Genomic DNA, 15,477 nt, shown 5'->3' on the forward strand with positions numbered 1-15,477 from the left:
GGTCATATCGCCCTGATTCTGGATGTGCCCAACCTGTTGAAACATTACGCAGGTTAATGAGAGAAAAGGACGCCCATGGCAGTAAAAGTATTGGTGGTAGATGATTCAAGTTTCTTCCGTCGCCGCGTGAGTGAAATAATCAACGCTGATCCAAGAATGGAGGTGATTGATAGTGCGGTGAATGGCAAAGAAGCGGTTGAAAAAACCGCGCAACTTAAGCCAGACGTGATCACTATGGATGTCGAAATGCCGGTGTTAGACGGGATTTCAGCGGTGCGCCAAATCATGGCGCAAACGCCAACACCTATCTTGATGTTCTCATCGCTAACACACGATGGCGCAAAAGCGACGTTAGATGCACTCGAAGCGGGTGCACTCGATTTTCTTCCCAAAAAGTTTGAGGATATCGCGCGTAATCGAGATGAGGCAACGAACTTACTCCAGCAGCGCGTGCTTGAGATCGCGCGTAAGCGCCCGGTCATGCGTCGCGCTACACGTCCGTCACCTGCTTCCGGCTCTGAGCAAACCGTACCACCGACGGGTGGGGTGCGAGCGCCTGCACGTCCGGTGTCTAGACCCACCGCGGGTACGGCGTCTTCAGCAAAAGCGCCGGCAAAATTTGCCGCTTCGGGTAAGCGCTATCAATTAATGGCAATTGGTACCTCAACGGGGGGACCGGTTGCGCTACAAAAGGTACTGACTAAACTGCCAGCGAACTTTCCACTGCCCATTATCTTAATTCAGCATATGCCAGCGACATTTACCGCCGCATTTGCTCAGCGTTTAAATGGTCTGAGTAAGGTAACCGTGGCCGAGGCAAAAGATGGCGATATGCTCAAACCGGGTCATGCTTATCTTGCGCCTGGTGGCATGCAAATGATGGTAGATGGTCGGCCGGGTGCTGCACGTTTAAAAATTCTCGATGGCGGCGAGCGGATGAATTACAAACCCTGTGTGGATGTGACATTTGGCTCGGCGGCAAAAATCTATGGCGATAAAGTCCTATCTATGGTGCTAACAGGCATGGGAGCGGACGGTCGAGAAGGTGCACGCATGCTCAAAAATGCGGGATCGACGATCTGGGCGCAAGATGAAGACAGTTGTGTTGTTTATGGCATGCCGCAAGCGGTCGCCAAAGCGGGCATCTCATCGGAAGACTTGCCACTTGACCGGATTGCCGAGCGCATACTGGTTGAGTTGAATTTAAAATAAGGAGTGGGGCTTGATAGTCTGGAGTATCGCCAACCAAAAGGGCGGTGTTGGTAAGACAACCACCACAGTGACATTAGCAGGATTGATTAGCGAGCGTAAGAAACGTGTCCTGCTGGTGGACACCGACCCGCACGCCTCACTATCGACGTATTTGAATTTTGATTCGGAGCAGCTTCCGGCAAGTTTGTTTGATTTATTCCAATTACAGACCGTGAATAAAGACACGGTCAAACCGATTATTTTAAAGACCCAGTATGAAAACATAGATTTGATCCCCGCTCATATGTCACTGGCAACGTTGGATCGTGTCATGGGTAACCGTGGTGGCATGGGGCTGGTACTAAAGAAGGCGTTGAGCGCACTCTCGGATGACTACGACTATGTATTAATTGATTGCCCGCCCATACTAGGTGTGATGATGGTTAATGCGTTAGCGGCGAGTCATCGAATTTTAATTCCTGTACAAACTGAATTTTTGGCCATGAAAGGGCTGGAGCGAATGATGCGGACGTTACAGATCATGCAAAAATCTCGTAGCTCCAACTTTAATCTCACCATCATTCCTACCATGTACGACAAGCGAACACGCGCCTCGTTAGAAACATTGCAAGAGTTAAAGATTCGCTACAGTGATCAAGTGTGGGCGTCAGCCGTTCCTATTGATACCAAGTTTCGAGATGCGAGCCTCAAACATATGCCAGCGTCTTTCTATGCCAAAAACTGCCGCGGTGTCTTTGCTTACAAAACGCTATTAACCTATTTGGAGCGACTGGAACAGGATGAACAAGCATAACACCCTCTCCAGTGGTCAGGCGCTCGATGACTATTTTGAAGCCCTACTGGATGACTTAGGTGACAGCTCGGAAAGCGATTCCCAATCCGTCACACCCGATTTGGGCGTGACGCGGGTGTCGTCTGCCTCATTGATCGAGGATAATGATCCGACACAGCCACGCTTGCAGCCCAAGCCACAACCTAGTGCTGCACCGTTGAAGCCCGATCCGGTTGCTTATGCCGAGCCAGAGCGCGATCTGGCAGAAGTTGAGCGTTTGTTAGCTCAGCTTAGAATTGATGAAGAAGCTGAAGTCGACGCGCAAGCGGAAACCTCAACGCAAACAGAGACTGAACGCGCCCAAGACACTGCGACTGAAACAACAGAACCCTTGGTTGAAGAAGCGTCTGAGTCAGTGGTAGACACTTACACCATGGCTGATTGGGGCCTACAAGAAAAAGACGCGATTACGGTAGACGAGTCTGTGCCTGAGGTAGAGACTGCATTCGAGACCGAGACCGAGACCGAGACCGAGACCGAGACCGAGACCGAGACCGAGACCGAGACGGACGAAGGTGTCTCCATCGAGTCCGAAGCAACGGTATCTACGTCCGACCAAGAAGAAGTGCGTGTTGATGAGGCGTTCAGGACGGAGCAAGCACAACAGGCGGACGTTGACGTCGAGGTTGACACACAAGCCGGTGAAGAGATTCCTCCCACACAGTGGGAAAATGCTGAAACTGAAGCGGAGTTTCAGGTATTATTTTTTGAGAGTATGGGCGTTACCTATGCCGTGCCACTTGCAGAATTAGGTGGTATTCATCAACTCGGAGACTGTAATCGTTTGATCGGACGACCAGATTGGTATCTAGGATTGCAGACAGAGAAGCAGCAACAGCTTGATGTCGTTGATACTGCTCGTTGGGTGATGCCAGAAAAACTGGCAGATAATCAGCACAGGGACGACTATAATTATATTGTGATACTGGGGGACAGTAAGTGGGGGTTGGCGTGTGATCAACTCCTAGGCACACAAGCTCTCAGTGGAAAAGCCATTCGCTGGCGAAAACAAGCCGGAAAAAGGCCGTGGCTAGCGGGCATGGTCAAAGAGAAAATGTGTGCTTTGATCCATGTCCCAGCATTTATTGCTATGTTAAATCAGGGGATTGACGCCAAAGCGATGGCGTAATAACTAGTTACACAGCGCGTAAAGAGGAAAATCAATGTCTCAGGTAGCTGAAATTCAAAAAGAAGGCGTCAATGACGAAGTATTGCAGTGGGTTACTTTTCAGCTTGAAGAAGAGACCTACGGCATCAACGTAATGCAGGTGCGTGAGGTATTACGGTATACCGAAATTGCACCGGTCCCTGGCGCCCCTGACTATGTATTGGGTATTATTAATCTGCGTGGTAACGTCGTGACAGTGATCGACACACGCTCTCGCTTTGGTTTAGCCTCTGCCGAGGTCACAGACAATACGCGTGTGATTGTTATTGAAGCAGAAACCCAAGTCATTGGCATTATGGTCGACAGCGTTGCCGAAGTGGTATATCTGAAAACATCAGAAATTGATACCACGCCGAGCGTCGGTACAGAAGAAAGCGCCAAGTTTATTCAAGGCGTAAGCAACCGTAATGGTGAACTACTTATCTTGGTCGATCTCAACAAGTTATTGACCGATGAAGAGTGGAATGAAATGGCCATGCTGTAATGGTTGAGCTGCTGCTTACTTGGTTGCCGGTTGTGGTGACGGTGGTGTTTGCCATCGTCACTTTGTGGCGCTTGGGCGCGGAAAAGCGCGCTCGGGAGCGATTAGAGAACAAGTTGCAGGCGATGGAAACCGTGCTAAAAAGTGCGCGTCAACGCCATGACAGTCTTGCTAAGCAGTTTAATGAATTGCGTGCCGGTAGTATGGGTATGGGTAAAAAGTTGGCGGATTTATCTGCCAATGTCGACGATCTACTGGAAAAGCACGTCGAGCTGGAGATGCACGATTCAGGTAGCCGCTTATATAGCCGTGCGAGCAAAATGGTCGACCTCGGTGCCGATGTGGATGAACTGATGCAAGAATGTGATCTCCCTAAAGCCGAGGCTGAGCTTTTACTGAGTTTACGTAAGCGTCAAGCGGCCAATCAGCAACGCTAGTCTTTATACCTGCGTATTGATTGGCTTATGCTCGTGCCAGCCTGGTGGGGTTTTTCCTTCCAACACCCACGCATAAGCAATCAACTCTGCTATCACTTGGTAAAGAATCGGCGGGATTTCATCCCCCTTTTCAAGCTTTTCTAACCACGCGAGTAGGTGAGCATCTTCGTGAATTAGGCAGCCTTGTTCATTAAGTGCTTCAATGAGTTCATGCGCGAGTTGGTTAGACGCTTTGGCTTGAACCGTCGGCGCGTTATAACCATCATATCCAAGCGCGATAGCTCGTTTCTCACCTTTGTCACCTTTCTTATCTTTGTCATCTTTCTTATCTTTGTCACCTTTCTCACTTTTCATCATTATACCCTCACTGAAATGCCGGCCCCTGGTGGCACTTCGGCTGTATTCGGTGTGACAGCTTCTACTCTATCACTGACATTGATCTCCATCGCAATGGCTTGCTGAGCGAGTCGGTCATTAAGCCAATCAATCGTTTGATAAATTCGCTGCTGGAGTGCGTGTGTCGGGGCGGTTAGCGTTATTTTATTCTCGACATCTGAGACGTCGACATCCGCACGAATAAATTGGCGGCCAACGGGAAGATAAAGTCGAATTTGCCAGCTTAGGTTTGGTGCCGACTCCGATGAATCTTGAGCCCCGCATCGACGCGCGTTTACCCGAATAGGGGGTTGCTGGGGGGCGGAAAAGGGCAGCACCCATTGCCACTCTCCCGGGCGAGCCGATTCAGCGACCCGCTGTTCGGCCATTAATCGCAATGCGCCCTTCATACCGTCGCCTTCAGATTGTGGTGTCAGCCATTGGCGCAGTAACGTCGCCATTAATTTATCTGCGGGGCGTTGTGACAGCCATTCGGCGATTTTCTCCGGGTTCAGGTCGTGTGAGCGACTCGGTAACGTCCACAATGACAGCAACGATTGCATCAGCGTTTGTGTCGCGGCAGGCTGTTGCTGGATAGTGGCGGTCAGCGCGGGCAATAGGTGTAACTGAGCCAGCACTCCGGAGAGGGAGGCCTGGGACTGACCGGCTAGCAACGTAAATTGCGCCTGCGTCAGTGCACGACTGTCTATCTGACTTGTCATTGGTCTTGCAAGCGCTGCTGGTTTTTCCACCCATTGTTGTGGATTCGTTGGCCCAATCTTCATGGTTTCTCACAATTATTTACGCGAGTCACACTTTGCAACCCTATGGTAACTAACAGTCATTTTGACCATTGTGATACTATGCGTCCACTTTTGTAACACAAAGCAGGATGCAACATTTGTCATGTTGGAAGTGAAACAGCTGTGCTGTGTTCGTGATGATCGRGTGTTGTTTGATGCGCTGACATTCTCTCTGTCTCCGGGTGATCTTGTTCAAGTTGAGGGACCAAACGGGGCAGGCAAAACCACGCTATTACGTATTATCGCGGGTCTAGGCTTAGCGGATAGCGGAGAGGTCTGTTGGCAGCAGCAGACGATTACCCAACAGCGCGACGTGTTTTATCGTAATCTTCTCTTTTTAGGGCATACCCCCGGAGTGAAACGCGAACTAACCGCCTTTGAGAATCTCTCTCATGCGATGCAAATGCATGGCCGCTATGACAGTGATGCGATTTGGCAAGCCTTGGCTAAAGTCGGCCTGGCTGGGCGCGAAGATATTCCCGCTGGACAACTATCAGCGGGTCAAAATCGACGCGTAGCATTGGCGCGTTTGTGGCTTACCGACCGTCGATTGTGGATTCTCGATGAACCGTTAACTGCGATTGATAAACAGGGCGTGAAGGTGCTTGAAGCTGTGTTCGAGCGGCATGTCAACCAAGGTGGCATTGTATTGTTCACCACGCATCAAGATATGTTTGTCGACCATCCTTTGCTGCGTCGTATTCGTTTGGGGGCCCAATGATCCAAGCCATGTGGTTGACCATTCGGCGAGAGCTAAAAGTGGCCTTCCGTCAGCCTGCTGACAGCCTCAATCCATTATGGTTTTTTATTATCGTGATTACCTTATTTCCATTAGGGGTAGGGCCTGGCCCGCAATTATTGCAGAAAATTGCCCCTGGTGTGATCTGGGTCGCGGCCTTGCTCTCTGCATTATTATCCTTAGAGCGGCTTTTTCGCGACGATTATCTGGACGGCTCATTAGAGCAGATGATGCTGATGCCTGTCCCTTTACCTGTGTTGGTGATCGCCAAAGTGATTGCACACTGGTTGTTAACAGGGTTGCCTTTGCTGCTTGTGAGCCCGGTACTGGCGCTGTTGCTGTCATTAGATAGCACTAGCTACCAAGCGGTGGTCTTAACCTTGTTATTGGGGACCCCAACGCTGAGTTTTGTTGGCGCTATTGGCGTGGCGCTAACCGTTGGATTACGTAAAGGCGGCGTCTTGTTGAGCCTATTGATCCTCCCTCTTTATATCCCTGTACTGATTTTTGCGACCTCAGCGATTGATATGGCCGCATTAGGGGCAGACATCAGTGGGCAACTGGCTATTCTTGGCGCCATGTTGGTGGGATCGGTCACCTTGGCGCCATTTGCTATCGCCGCCGCGTTGCGTGTGAGCGTGAATTAATTATTAATCAGGAAGTAGAGCAATTGTCATGTGGAAGTGGCTTCACCCTTACGCAAAACCTGAAGTGAGTTATCGGCTCTGTGGGACTTTGCTCCCTTGGTTTGCCGTGCTGGCTGGGCTGAGCTTAATGATCGGAAATATATGGGGGCTGGCGTTCGCGCCCGCAGATTATCAACAAGGCGATAGTTTTCGCATTATCTATATCCACGTGCCGGCCGCAATCTGGTCGATGGGTGCATATATGTCAATGGCGATAGCCGCTTTTATCGGTCGAGTCTGGCAGATTAAAATGGCCGATTGGGCCGTGGGTGCCATTGCGCCTGTTGGGGCCGTTTTTACCTTTATAGCGTTGGTGACCGGCGCAATTTGGGGTAAGCCGATGTGGGGCGCCTGGTGGGTCTGGGATGCCCGACTCACGTCTGAGTTGATTTTGCTGTTCCTTTATATCGGTGTGATGGCACTTTACAACGCGTTCGATGATGCGCGTACCGCCTCACAAGCCGCCGGTATTTTAGCCATGGTCGGCGTGATTAATCTTCCTATTATTCACTTCTCGGTAGAGTGGTGGAACACCTTACATCAAGGCGCCACCATCACTAAGTTCGCTCGGCCGTCTATCGATCCTGGCATGCTATGGCCGCTATTGGTTTGCCTGCTGGGTTTCGCTTGTTTTTTTATCGCCCTGACCTTGATGGGGCTGCGTAATCAAATTTTGTTACGCGAGTCTCATCGACCGTGGGTCCGTGCGCTGGCGGAGGACCACTAATGCATTTTGATAGTATCAGTGCGTTTTTATCCATGGGGGGCTATGCCGCCTATGTGTGGAGTGCGTTTGGTATCACCGCGGGTGCGATGATTGCGCTGATTATCGGTTATCACCGTACTCACAACAAACGCCTGCAAGCCGTTAAACAACAAATCGCACGAGAGCAGCGAATAAAAGACGCTCAATCACTGGAGAACACCTTATGACGCCCCGACGTAAGAAACGATTGTGGATTACCCTTGCTTTGGTTCTTGGCGCCTCGACCACGATTGGGCTCGTTGTTTACGCCTTGAATCAGAATATGGACTTGTTCTATACCCCCACTGAAATCGTGCAAGGCAAACCCGATGGGACCAAGCCAACAGTCGGTCAGCGTCTTCGTATCGGCGGTATGGTGGTAGAAGGCTCGGTGAAACGCGATCAGGAGTCTTTGCAAATTCAGTTTGATGTCGCCGATGTAGGCCCTGCCGTCACTGTGACCTATGAGGGGATCTTGCCGGACTTATTTCGAGAAGGACAAGGCATTGTCGCGCAAGGGGTACTTGTTGATTCGCGTACGGTGAAAGCGAGTGAAGTACTGGCTAAGCACGATGAAGAATATATGCCGCCAGAAATCGCGGAGGCGATGGAGAAAAACCATCAGCCACTTGAATACACCGAGGAGCAAAAACAAGGTAGTCAGTTATGATTGTTGAGCTCGGGCATTATGCGTTAATCCTCGCCCTGGGGCTGGCGCTACTTTTAAGTTTTTATCCCCTCTATGGGGCGAGTAAAGGGCATGAAGGCATGATGAAAATGGCACGACCACTGTCTGTGGGAATGTTTGCCATGTTGCTGTTTTCTTTTATCGCCTTGAGTTGGGCCTTTTACACCAATGACTTTACGGTAGCTTACGTCGCCAGTAACTCCAACAGTGCACTGCCTTGGTACTATCGCCTCACTGCGGTATGGGGCGCTCACGAGGGCTCATTATTACTTTGGGTGTTGGTGCAAGCACTGTGGACGGTAGCGGTGGCTGTGTTTAGTCGCGGCATGCCGCTGTCCTCTGTCGCGCGCGTTTTAGCCGTCATGGGGATGATTTCGGTTGGTTTTTTACTCTTTATTATTCTAACGTCCAATCCCTTTGATCGCACCTTACCTTACTTTCCTGTCGACGGGCGTGATTTAAACCCATTGCTGCAAGACCCAGGACTTATTGTCCACCCACCGATTTTGTATATGGGTTATGTGGGCTTCTCGGTTGCGTTTGCTTTTGCGATTGGCTCATTGTTGGCCGGTCGCTTAGATACCGCCTGGGCGCGTTGGTCACGACCTTGGACTACGGCCGCTTGGCTATTTCTTACCCTTGGGATCGCACTTGGCTCCTGGTGGGCGTATTACGAACTGGGCTGGGGAGGCTGGTGGTTTTGGGATCCGGTCGAAAACGCGTCGTTTATGCCGTGGCTTGCTGGGACGGCATTAATGCACTCGCTGGCAGTGACCGAAAAACGGGGCACCTTTAAAGCCTGGACCGTATTATTGGCGATATCCGCATTCTCATTAAGCTTGTTAGGTACTTTCCTAGTGCGCTCAGGCGTCTTGGTCTCGGTACATTCTTTTGCGTCCGATCCGGCGCGAGGGCTATTTATTCTTGGCTTCCTGGTGGTGGTGATTGGTGGTTCATTGTTGCTCTATGCGTTGCGCGCCTCAGAAATTCGAGGGAACACCAAGGTGTCGCTCATTTCACGCGAGAACGCTTTGTTGGTTAACAATACCTTGTTGATGACCGCGTTGGTGATAGTCTTAATCGGCACCTTGCTTCCCTTGGTGCACAAACAAATTGGGTTAGGATCGGTCTCTATTGGCGAACCTTTCTTCAACTTTTTGTTCGCATGGCTAATGCTGCCTTTCGCCTTTTTCTTAGGGATTGGCCCCTTAATCCGTTGGAAGCGCGATAAGCTTTCCACTCTCGCCAAACCCATGCTCGCAAGCGGGATCGCGGCGGTCGCTTTGGGGATTGGGTCCATTGCCTTATTGGCTGATAGCTTTAAAGCGATGGCGGCCATGGGGGTCACCATGGCGTTGTGGATTACCTTCTTGCATGGCTATGAGCTACATTTACGCGCCACGCATCGGCATCCATTCCGTGTCGGGATCAAAAAGTTAGGGCGCAGTCACTGGGCGATGGTGTTGGGACACATTGGCTTAGCCATTACCATCATCGGTGTAGCCATGGTGGAAAATTATGATATTGAACGTGACGTTAAAATGGCGCCAGGAAGCAGTGTCACGCTGCAAGGGTATACCTTTAACTTTACTGACTTGTCGGAAAAGCAAGGACCGAACTATCAAGCTTATGTGGCATCCTTTGATGTGTACCATGGCGAGCGCTTTATCAATCATTTAGAAGCAGAAAAGCGTTTTTATTCGGTTCAGCGTTCGATGATGACAGAAGCAACCATCGATCGCGGTTTAACCCGAGATCTCTACATTGCTATGGGTGAAGAATTGCCGGATGGCGCTTGGGCGATGCGGCTTTATTACAAACCTTTTGTCCGTTGGATTTGGTTTGGTGCCATCGTGATGTCGCTTGGTGGCGCGTTAGCGATCAGTGATAAGCGCTACCGCTTTCGTCGTAAATCGATCTCATCAACTGCGACATCGGAGGCGAAAGGATGAAGAAGTTACTGTGGTTTCTCCCGTTACTTGCCTTTGTTGCTCTCGCTGGCTTTTTCGTCGCCCAGCTCGATAAAAATGCGCAAGGAGACGATCCCACCAAGCTTGAATCGGTATTAGTGGGCAAGCCGGTGCCCGCTTTTCATCTCGAAGATTTGCAAACGCCGGGCAAAGTGTATGACCAGGCTATTTTTAATGGTGAGCCTTTACTGTTAAACGTATGGGCGACTTGGTGCCCTACCTGTTATGCCGAGCATCAGTTTCTCAATAAACTGGCGTCGCAAGGGGTCAAAATCATTGGACTCAACTACAAAGATGATCGCGGCAAAGCGGTAAAATGGCTGAATAATCTTGGCAATCCTTACCAGATCAGTCTGTACGATGGCGATGGCATGCTAGGGCTTGATTTAGGGGTATATGGCGCGCCAGAAACCTTTTTGATCGATGTCAACGGTATCATTCAATACCGGCACGTGGGGGATGTTAACGCACGTAATTGGCAAGAAACCTTAAAGCCTAAATTTAACGCATTGCAGGAGGAGGGATCGTGAAAAAAGTGATCATGATTGTCCTATTGTGGGCCGGTGCGACCTTAGCATTTGCCAATGCGATTGATGTCTATCAGTTTGATTCGGCCAAACAAGAGGCGCGTTTTCGCGCCCTCACCAGTGAATTACGGTGTCCTAAGTGTCAGAACAATAGCATTGCTGATTCCAATGCCGAATTGGCGCAAGACTTACGGCAAAAAGTCCATCAAATGCTGCAGCAAGGGCGTACTGACGATGAAATTCGCAGCTTTATGATTGCACGCTATGGCAATTTTGTGACCTATAATCCGCCATTGACTGCCTCCACCATAGTTTTATGGCTTGCGCCTGCACTGGTCATGTTCACGGGGCTTGGGTTGATGGTTGTGCGCAGTCGCCGAGCCAAGCAAACGCTGAATGAGGCGTTCAGTGATGAAGAACAACAACGGCTTGATGCGTTATTAGCTTCAGAAAAAGCGACCGACGCAGAGCCTAAAGTATCCGCTGAGCATGGATCAACCGAACAGAAAAAGGAGCCAAAATGATTGAGTTTTGGGGCGCCACCTTGGTGTTTTTTGTACTTGGCGCGGTGATGTTTCTCTGGCCCCTTTGGCAAAAAAGCGAACACGACCATCAAGCCAGCCGGGATGCACTTAACAAAGCCTTTTATTATGACCGGGTTGAAGAAATCCAGTCTGAGGGTGCCGAAGGGCTGATTGATAATGAGCAGGACCTAACGCAGGATTTGCAACAATCCTTGTTGGACGATATCCCTGAAAAAGAAAAAGCCAAGCAGGCTCGTCATTTGCGCTTAACGCCAATGCAATGGGTTCCGGGGCTTATTGTGCTTGCGATAGTGAGTTTTGGGTTATATGGCATCGAAGGGAGTGCGAATCAGGTCGCGCAGTGGCAGCAAACCGCCAAACAGTTGCCCGAGCTATCAAAGCGGTTACTCGAGGGCGAGAAGCCATTAACTCAGCAAGAGATGCAAGATCTTACCTTGGCGTTGCGGACCCGCTTGCAGCACGAGCCGCAAGACAGTACCGGTTGGTTGTTGCTCGGACGCATTGGCTTGGCCAATCGGGATGGCGAAACCGCCAAAGGGGCGATGGAAAAAGCTTATGCCTTGGCACCCTCGCAATCCGATATTCAAGTGGGGTTGGCGCAAGCCTTGCTGTTTGCAGGTGATGAGGCAGACAGTGCCCGGGCGCAGAATTTATTAAAATCTGTAGTGAAAGACGATCCCTTTAATCTACAGGCGATGTCGTTACTGGCCTACCAGGCGTTCGAGCAAGGCCGTTATCAAGATGCCATCGCGACTTGGAATGCGATGAAAACCTTGATTGGCAAAGACGATCCGCGTAACCAAACCCTTGATCAGTCGATTGCCCGTGCCCAGCTAGCCCTCAACAGTGCTGCAGGAGCCAAGATAGCGATCACGGTGAAACTGGGGGAGCAGGTTGAATTACCCGAGGATGGCGTGCTGATCATTTCCGCGCATGCATCGGCTGAGGCAGCGATGCCGATTGCCGCTAAGCGTCTCCCACTGTCTAAGTTTCCGGTTTCACTAGCCTTGGCTGATAGCGATAGTTTGAACCCGGTGCAGGCACTTTCCTCGCTTGATAGCGTGGTGATCAAAGCGCGTATTGACCGAGATGGCAATGTCGCGACTAAGCAAGGCGACTGGGTGGGTGTCAGTGATCCGGTGGTCTTAAGCGAAGGGGTTGAACTGGTTATCGACAAACAGCAGTAACCAAGACAAAATAGACAGATTGTTACTAAGGCTGGGCATTCCCAGCCTTTCATTTTATAGAGGAATCCCATTTGATGTGGAAACGTCTGTGTTTAATGGCGCTTATATTAGGTCTTGTCGCAGGGTGTGCGTCACGCCCACCGGGTGCCGAGCCGCACCCCGATGATCCATTAGAAGGATTTAACCGTGCGATGTGGACGGTAAATTACGATTACCTTGATCCCTATGTTGCGCGTCCGGTTTCGATCGCCTACGTCGATTATGTGCCGAGCCCAATGCGCACCGGGATTTCCAATTTTTTGGGTAACCTAGAAGAGCCAGCCAGTTTTTTAAATAGCGTGCTGATGCTAGAAGGCGAAAAAGCGGTCACCCATTTTAACCGCTTTTGGATTAACACCTTGTTTGGCTTGGGTGGCTTAATTGATATCGCCTCTGCAGCCGATATTCAGCAATACGACCAACGTGAGTTTGGCGATGCGATGGGGCACTATGATGTCGGTACGGGCGCCTATATTATGCTGCCGGGTTATGGTCCCACTTCGGTCAGAGAAGGCGCCGGCGAAGTGGTCGATGGCTTATACCCGCCACTGGCATTACTGACGTTGCCGCAGTCGGCGTTAAAGTGGATGTTTGATGGCATGGAATCACGAGCGGCCTTGGTATCGCAAGAGTCACAGCTGGACAACTCGCCAGACCCTTATGCGTTTGCGCGTGAGGCTTATCTACAAAATCGTCGCTATCGTGCCAAAGGGGATGAGGCGTTAGAGCAACAACCGGCCTTGAATGATGAGTTTCTCGATGACTTTATCGATGATATCGACGCTGCACCGTAAGTTAACGTGATCTCGTTGAGGATAAGCGTGATCAAAAAAACACCACGGCGACACCGTGGTGTTTTTATTTAATCACTCGCATCGACTGGCGAGCGGTCATTGGTCTAGCACTTAAAAACGATAGCTGGCCTGCACGCCGACTAACCACACATTACCGGTAGTCTCACCCTCAAAGTCACCGCCGAAATCAGAGCCACCTTTATCCGACGTGATCCCGTCACGCGGCTCTTTTACCGAGGCATCTTTGGCAAAGACATAGGTAAAGGCCGCGTCTAGGGTGAGCTGTGGCGTCATCTCATAGCCAGCACCCACGCTTAACCAGGTACGATCGGTTTCTGGGATGGTCAAGGTACGGTTTTGATCACTGACTGCCGAGGTGTCATAGGCAATGCCTGAGCGCAGTGTTAGCTGTTGATCCCACTGATACGTGGTGCCGATCGCAAAGCGGTAGTTATCTTCCCAGTTTTCGACTTTGACCATTTTTGGGTCACTAGACAGCGATGGAATATCTGCCTCTAACTTGTCAAAGCTGCTCCACTCGGTCCAGTTAAGGCTGGTGTGTATCGCCCACTGCTCAGTCAGCTGATGTAACGACGAGAGCTCGGCGGTGGCGGGGAGAGTAAGATCCATACTGCCCGCGTAGTGTGTATTGCTGAGGGGGGAGCCTGAGCCATTGGGGTTTATATTGTAGGTTAACCCCTCAGCATGCCCATCCAGCGTGAGGTTCACTTCGGAACGGTAATTAAAACCGACACGGTGCTTGTCATTGATGTCGTACACGGCACCCAATTGCCAGCCCCAGGCACGATCATCGCCTTCCATGTATTTGAGAGTGGTTTGTTCAGGAACTAGTAATGTTGTGTTTTTACTAATAGGTAAATTTACATTACGACTGCTTTTCGCCCCAATACTGCCTTCCCCCAGCACATAACGGATACCGGCGCCAATACGCAACTGGTCGGTGGCCTTCCAGGCAAGGTTTGGGTTGATTTCAAAAGTGGTGACCGCCGCTTCGTTACCAAACTGGGTGCCGGTAAAGTCGTTGCCTAAATCGGTTTCCATGCCAAAGTTGGTGGCCAGCGCGATGCCCGCGGTCAAGCGGTCGTCGAGTTGATGCGAAAAGTAAAAGTTAGGGATCACGGCATCATGAGCGACATCATCGGTTGATGTGGGGCCAGTTGAAGAGTTTTGTCCATCAATATCGACATTGGGATTCACGTAGATGCCACCCGCTGATACCTGGGTGTCCGTCAAATAGCTGAGCAGGGCAGGGTTGCGAAATTGCGCACTGGCGTTATCGGCCATTGCGGCTTCACCGGCAAAGGCACGGCCAAGGCCGGTTGCTGAGGTTTCTGCTAACTGAAAACCCGCGCTGTGGGCGGTGGTGGAAAGCGAGCCGAGTGCGGTGGCAACGGCGAGATAAACGATCTTATTATTTTTCATCTGCTTACTTGTTCGCGGTTTAAAGGGAGGCCTAGAGTAAAAGCTCGTGCGCGCAAATCAATTTANGCTGTAACGAAAGAGAGGGGAGTTAGCGGGTTGGCTAACGTCGATAATGGGAATCGTCGCTAAAAACAGGCACCTGGTTGTCCAGGAGCCTGTCTGTTAACAGCATAAGCTGTCGCTGATTAATCCGCAGCTTGATACTAGATTGCAGTGGGCGTGAGTTGTTGCTGTAGTTGCTCAGCCAGTGGAGCGGTCTGGCCGCTGGTCTTGCCCACCACAATGACATTGGCCGATTGTACCGGCAGGCTGACCGAGTGCATTGTGCCATCGCTTTTCTCGGCTGGCGCTTGGCTGGCCGATGGCACCACAAACACCGTATAGGTCTGCCCGCTGGCTCGCATCACCATATGCAGTGCGTGTTGGCCACCAAAGCTGCAATGATTAATATAGGTGATCTCGCCTGGCAACTTACTGAAGGCTTTGCCAAAAGGTTGCAATTTGGCGTTCACTTGCTCAACCGTCGCGGCTTCGTTGATGCCCGCAATAAATGTCTGTTCATGATAGTAGTGATCCAGTGCAGTACGATTTAGATCCGGCGTCGTAATGCCCCAATTTAACTGGCCGAGTGTCAGTCCAAACACAAACGCAATGGATGCTGCCATAGCAAGGTACCCGCGAGTTCGGCGCTTGGGTTGCTCGGTATCGTTGGTTTGTGAAAATAGAATTTTATCGGCTAAGTCCTCAGGCACATCAACGCGAAGCGCTTGGTCTATTTTGCTATCGAGATTGGCGACATCCTCGGC

19 protein-coding genes are annotated in these 15,477 nt (G+C 50.8%); 15 read left to right on the forward strand and 4 right to left on the reverse strand.

Annotated features, from left to right (window positions below):
• The first annotated feature begins 75 nt into the window (after window positions 1-75).
• From BZG79_RS04580 to BZG79_RS04600, 5 genes are read left to right on the forward strand one after another with little or no spacing between them, the layout of a single operon-like run.
• Window positions 76-1,212 (forward strand): chemotaxis response regulator protein-glutamate methylesterase, encoded by a 1,137-nt coding sequence (locus tag BZG79_RS04580; protein WP_021023078.1) that lies wholly within the window; start codon window positions 76-78, stop codon window positions 1,210-1,212.
• A 10-nt stretch (window positions 1,213-1,222) separates the two neighbouring features.
• Window positions 1,223-2,005, forward strand: a complete 783-nt coding sequence (locus tag BZG79_RS04585) for a ParA family protein (protein WP_077460316.1) — start codon at window positions 1,223-1,225, stop codon at window positions 2,003-2,005.
• A complete protein-coding gene (locus tag BZG79_RS04590) occupies window positions 1,992-3,173 on the forward strand; it encodes a chemotaxis protein CheW (RefSeq protein ID WP_077773820.1) in 1,182 nt (393 codons plus the stop codon). Before BZG79_RS04585 ends, BZG79_RS04590 begins: the two co-directional genes overlap by 14 nt.
• 34 nt (window positions 3,174-3,207) lie before the next feature.
• Window positions 3,208-3,696, forward strand: coding sequence for a chemotaxis protein CheW (locus tag BZG79_RS04595; protein ID WP_021023081.1), 489 nt, complete (start codon window positions 3,208-3,210; stop codon window positions 3,694-3,696).
• On the forward strand, window positions 3,696-4,130 hold the full coding sequence (locus tag BZG79_RS04600) for a DUF2802 domain-containing protein (protein WP_021023082.1): 435 nt from the start codon (window positions 3,696-3,698) through the stop codon (window positions 4,128-4,130). The genes BZG79_RS04595 and BZG79_RS04600 overlap by 1 nt, the downstream gene beginning before the upstream one ends.
• A gap of 3 nt (window positions 4,131-4,133) precedes the next feature.
• Here BZG79_RS04600 and BZG79_RS04605 read toward each other — a convergent pair whose 3' ends face one another.
• Both BZG79_RS04605 and BZG79_RS04610 read right to left on the reverse strand, forming a co-directional pair.
• Window positions 4,134-4,487 (reverse strand): EscU/YscU/HrcU family type III secretion system export apparatus switch protein, encoded by a 354-nt coding sequence (locus tag BZG79_RS04605; protein WP_242414125.1) that lies wholly within the window; start codon window positions 4,485-4,487, stop codon window positions 4,134-4,136.
• Window positions 4,487-5,290 (reverse strand): hypothetical protein, encoded by an 804-nt coding sequence (locus tag BZG79_RS04610; protein WP_077773821.1) that lies wholly within the window; start codon window positions 5,288-5,290, stop codon window positions 4,487-4,489. The genes BZG79_RS04605 and BZG79_RS04610 overlap by 1 nt, the downstream gene beginning before the upstream one ends.
• A gap of 121 nt (window positions 5,291-5,411) precedes the next feature.
• On the opposite strand from BZG79_RS04610, the gene ccmA reads away from it, so the two are divergent.
• The 10 genes from ccmA (at window position 5,412) to BZG79_RS04660 (ending at window position 13,228) form a co-directional block, all read left to right on the forward strand.
• The gene (gene ccmA, locus BZG79_RS04615; RefSeq protein WP_077576587.1) at window positions 5,412-6,029 is read left to right on the forward strand and encodes a cytochrome c biogenesis heme-transporting ATPase CcmA; all 618 of its coding nucleotides are present in this window, start codon (window positions 5,412-5,414) and stop codon (window positions 6,027-6,029) included.
• Complete coding sequence (ccmB, locus tag BZG79_RS04620; RefSeq protein ID WP_077460320.1) at window positions 6,026-6,694, forward strand: heme exporter protein CcmB; 669 nt, start codon at window positions 6,026-6,028, stop codon at window positions 6,692-6,694. Before ccmA ends, ccmB begins: the two co-directional genes overlap by 4 nt.
• Before the next feature lie 28 nt (window positions 6,695-6,722).
• On the forward strand, window positions 6,723-7,460 hold the full coding sequence (locus BZG79_RS04625) for a heme ABC transporter permease (protein WP_077460321.1): 738 nt from the start codon (window positions 6,723-6,725) through the stop codon (window positions 7,458-7,460).
• Window positions 7,460-7,666, forward strand: coding sequence for a heme exporter protein CcmD (ccmD, locus tag BZG79_RS04630; protein WP_021023088.1), 207 nt, complete (start codon window positions 7,460-7,462; stop codon window positions 7,664-7,666). Before BZG79_RS04625 ends, ccmD begins: the two co-directional genes overlap by 1 nt.
• Window positions 7,663-8,148 carry a cytochrome c maturation protein CcmE gene (gene ccmE / locus BZG79_RS04635; protein ID WP_021023089.1) on the forward strand — a complete coding sequence of 162 codons (486 nt, stop codon included), beginning with the start codon at window positions 7,663-7,665 and terminating at the stop codon, window positions 8,146-8,148. The genes ccmD and ccmE overlap by 4 nt, the downstream gene beginning before the upstream one ends.
• Window positions 8,145-10,118 (forward strand): heme lyase CcmF/NrfE family subunit, encoded by a 1,974-nt coding sequence (locus BZG79_RS04640; RefSeq protein WP_077773822.1) that lies wholly within the window; start codon window positions 8,145-8,147, stop codon window positions 10,116-10,118. The genes ccmE and BZG79_RS04640 overlap by 4 nt, the downstream gene beginning before the upstream one ends.
• The gene (locus BZG79_RS04645; RefSeq protein WP_077773823.1) at window positions 10,115-10,666 is read left to right on the forward strand and encodes a DsbE family thiol:disulfide interchange protein; all 552 of its coding nucleotides are present in this window, start codon (window positions 10,115-10,117) and stop codon (window positions 10,664-10,666) included. The genes BZG79_RS04640 and BZG79_RS04645 overlap by 4 nt, the downstream gene beginning before the upstream one ends.
• Window positions 10,663-11,187 carry a cytochrome c-type biogenesis protein gene (locus tag BZG79_RS04650; protein ID WP_021023092.1) on the forward strand — a complete coding sequence of 175 codons (525 nt, stop codon included), beginning with the start codon at window positions 10,663-10,665 and terminating at the stop codon, window positions 11,185-11,187. Before BZG79_RS04645 ends, BZG79_RS04650 begins: the two co-directional genes overlap by 4 nt.
• A complete protein-coding gene (ccmI, locus tag BZG79_RS04655) occupies window positions 11,184-12,395 on the forward strand; it encodes a c-type cytochrome biogenesis protein CcmI (RefSeq protein WP_077677120.1) in 1,212 nt (403 codons plus the stop codon). Before BZG79_RS04650 ends, ccmI begins: the two co-directional genes overlap by 4 nt.
• 74 nt (window positions 12,396-12,469) lie before the next feature.
• On the forward strand, window positions 12,470-13,228 hold the full coding sequence (locus tag BZG79_RS04660) for an MlaA family lipoprotein (RefSeq protein ID WP_021023094.1): 759 nt from the start codon (window positions 12,470-12,472) through the stop codon (window positions 13,226-13,228).
• Window positions 13,229-13,339: 111 nt separating this feature from the next.
• Here the strand turns inward: BZG79_RS04660 and BZG79_RS04665 are convergent, their stop codons facing one another.
• Window positions 13,340-14,671, reverse strand: a complete 1,332-nt coding sequence (locus BZG79_RS04665) for an outer membrane protein transport protein (RefSeq protein ID WP_077773824.1) — start codon at window positions 14,669-14,671, stop codon at window positions 13,340-13,342.
• A gap of 203 nt (window positions 14,672-14,874) precedes the next feature.
• A partial coding sequence (locus tag BZG79_RS04670; RefSeq protein ID WP_077773825.1) for a DUF3379 family protein occupies window positions 14,875-15,477 on the reverse strand: 603 nt, incomplete at its 5' end.

The organism is Salinivibrio sp. MA427 (assembly GCF_001996115.1).
GTDB classification, from domain to species: Bacteria; Pseudomonadota; Gammaproteobacteria; order Enterobacterales; family Vibrionaceae; genus Salinivibrio; species Salinivibrio costicola.

Coding starts and splice junctions, on each gene's coding strand:
- BZG79_RS04590 (WP_077773820.1), top strand. CDS start 1,992: ATGAACAAGCATAACACCCTCTCCAGTGGTCAGGCGCTCGATGACTAT.
- ccmI (WP_077677120.1), top strand. CDS start 11,184: ATGATTGAGTTTTGGGGCGCCACCTTGGTGTTTTTTGTACTTGGCGCG.
- BZG79_RS04645 (WP_077773823.1), top strand. CDS start 10,115: ATGAAGAAGTTACTGTGGTTTCTCCCGTTACTTGCCTTTGTTGCTCTC.
- BZG79_RS04660 (WP_021023094.1), top strand. CDS start 12,470: ATGTGGAAACGTCTGTGTTTAATGGCGCTTATATTAGGTCTTGTCGCA.
- BZG79_RS04595 (WP_021023081.1), top strand. CDS start 3,208: ATGTCTCAGGTAGCTGAAATTCAAAAAGAAGGCGTCAATGACGAAGTA.
- BZG79_RS04600 (WP_021023082.1), top strand. CDS start 3,696: ATGGTTGAGCTGCTGCTTACTTGGTTGCCGGTTGTGGTGACGGTGGTG.
- BZG79_RS04610 (WP_077773821.1), bottom strand. CDS start 5,290: ATGAAGATTGGGCCAACGAATCCACAACAATGGGTGGAAAAACCAGCA.
- BZG79_RS04625 (WP_077460321.1), top strand. CDS start 6,723: ATGTGGAAGTGGCTTCACCCTTACGCAAAACCTGAAGTGAGTTATCGG.
- BZG79_RS04640 (WP_077773822.1), top strand. CDS start 8,145: ATGATTGTTGAGCTCGGGCATTATGCGTTAATCCTCGCCCTGGGGCTG.
- BZG79_RS04580 (WP_021023078.1), top strand. CDS start 76: ATGGCAGTAAAAGTATTGGTGGTAGATGATTCAAGTTTCTTCCGTCGC.
- ccmB (WP_077460320.1), top strand. CDS start 6,026: ATGATCCAAGCCATGTGGTTGACCATTCGGCGAGAGCTAAAAGTGGCC.
- BZG79_RS04605 (WP_242414125.1), bottom strand. CDS start 4,487: ATGATGAAAAGTGAGAAAGGTGACAAAGATAAGAAAGATGACAAAGAT.
- ccmD (WP_021023088.1), top strand. CDS start 7,460: ATGCATTTTGATAGTATCAGTGCGTTTTTATCCATGGGGGGCTATGCC.
- BZG79_RS04665 (WP_077773824.1), bottom strand. CDS start 14,671: ATGAAAAATAATAAGATCGTTTATCTCGCCGTTGCCACCGCACTCGGC.
- ccmE (WP_021023089.1), top strand. CDS start 7,663: ATGACGCCCCGACGTAAGAAACGATTGTGGATTACCCTTGCTTTGGTT.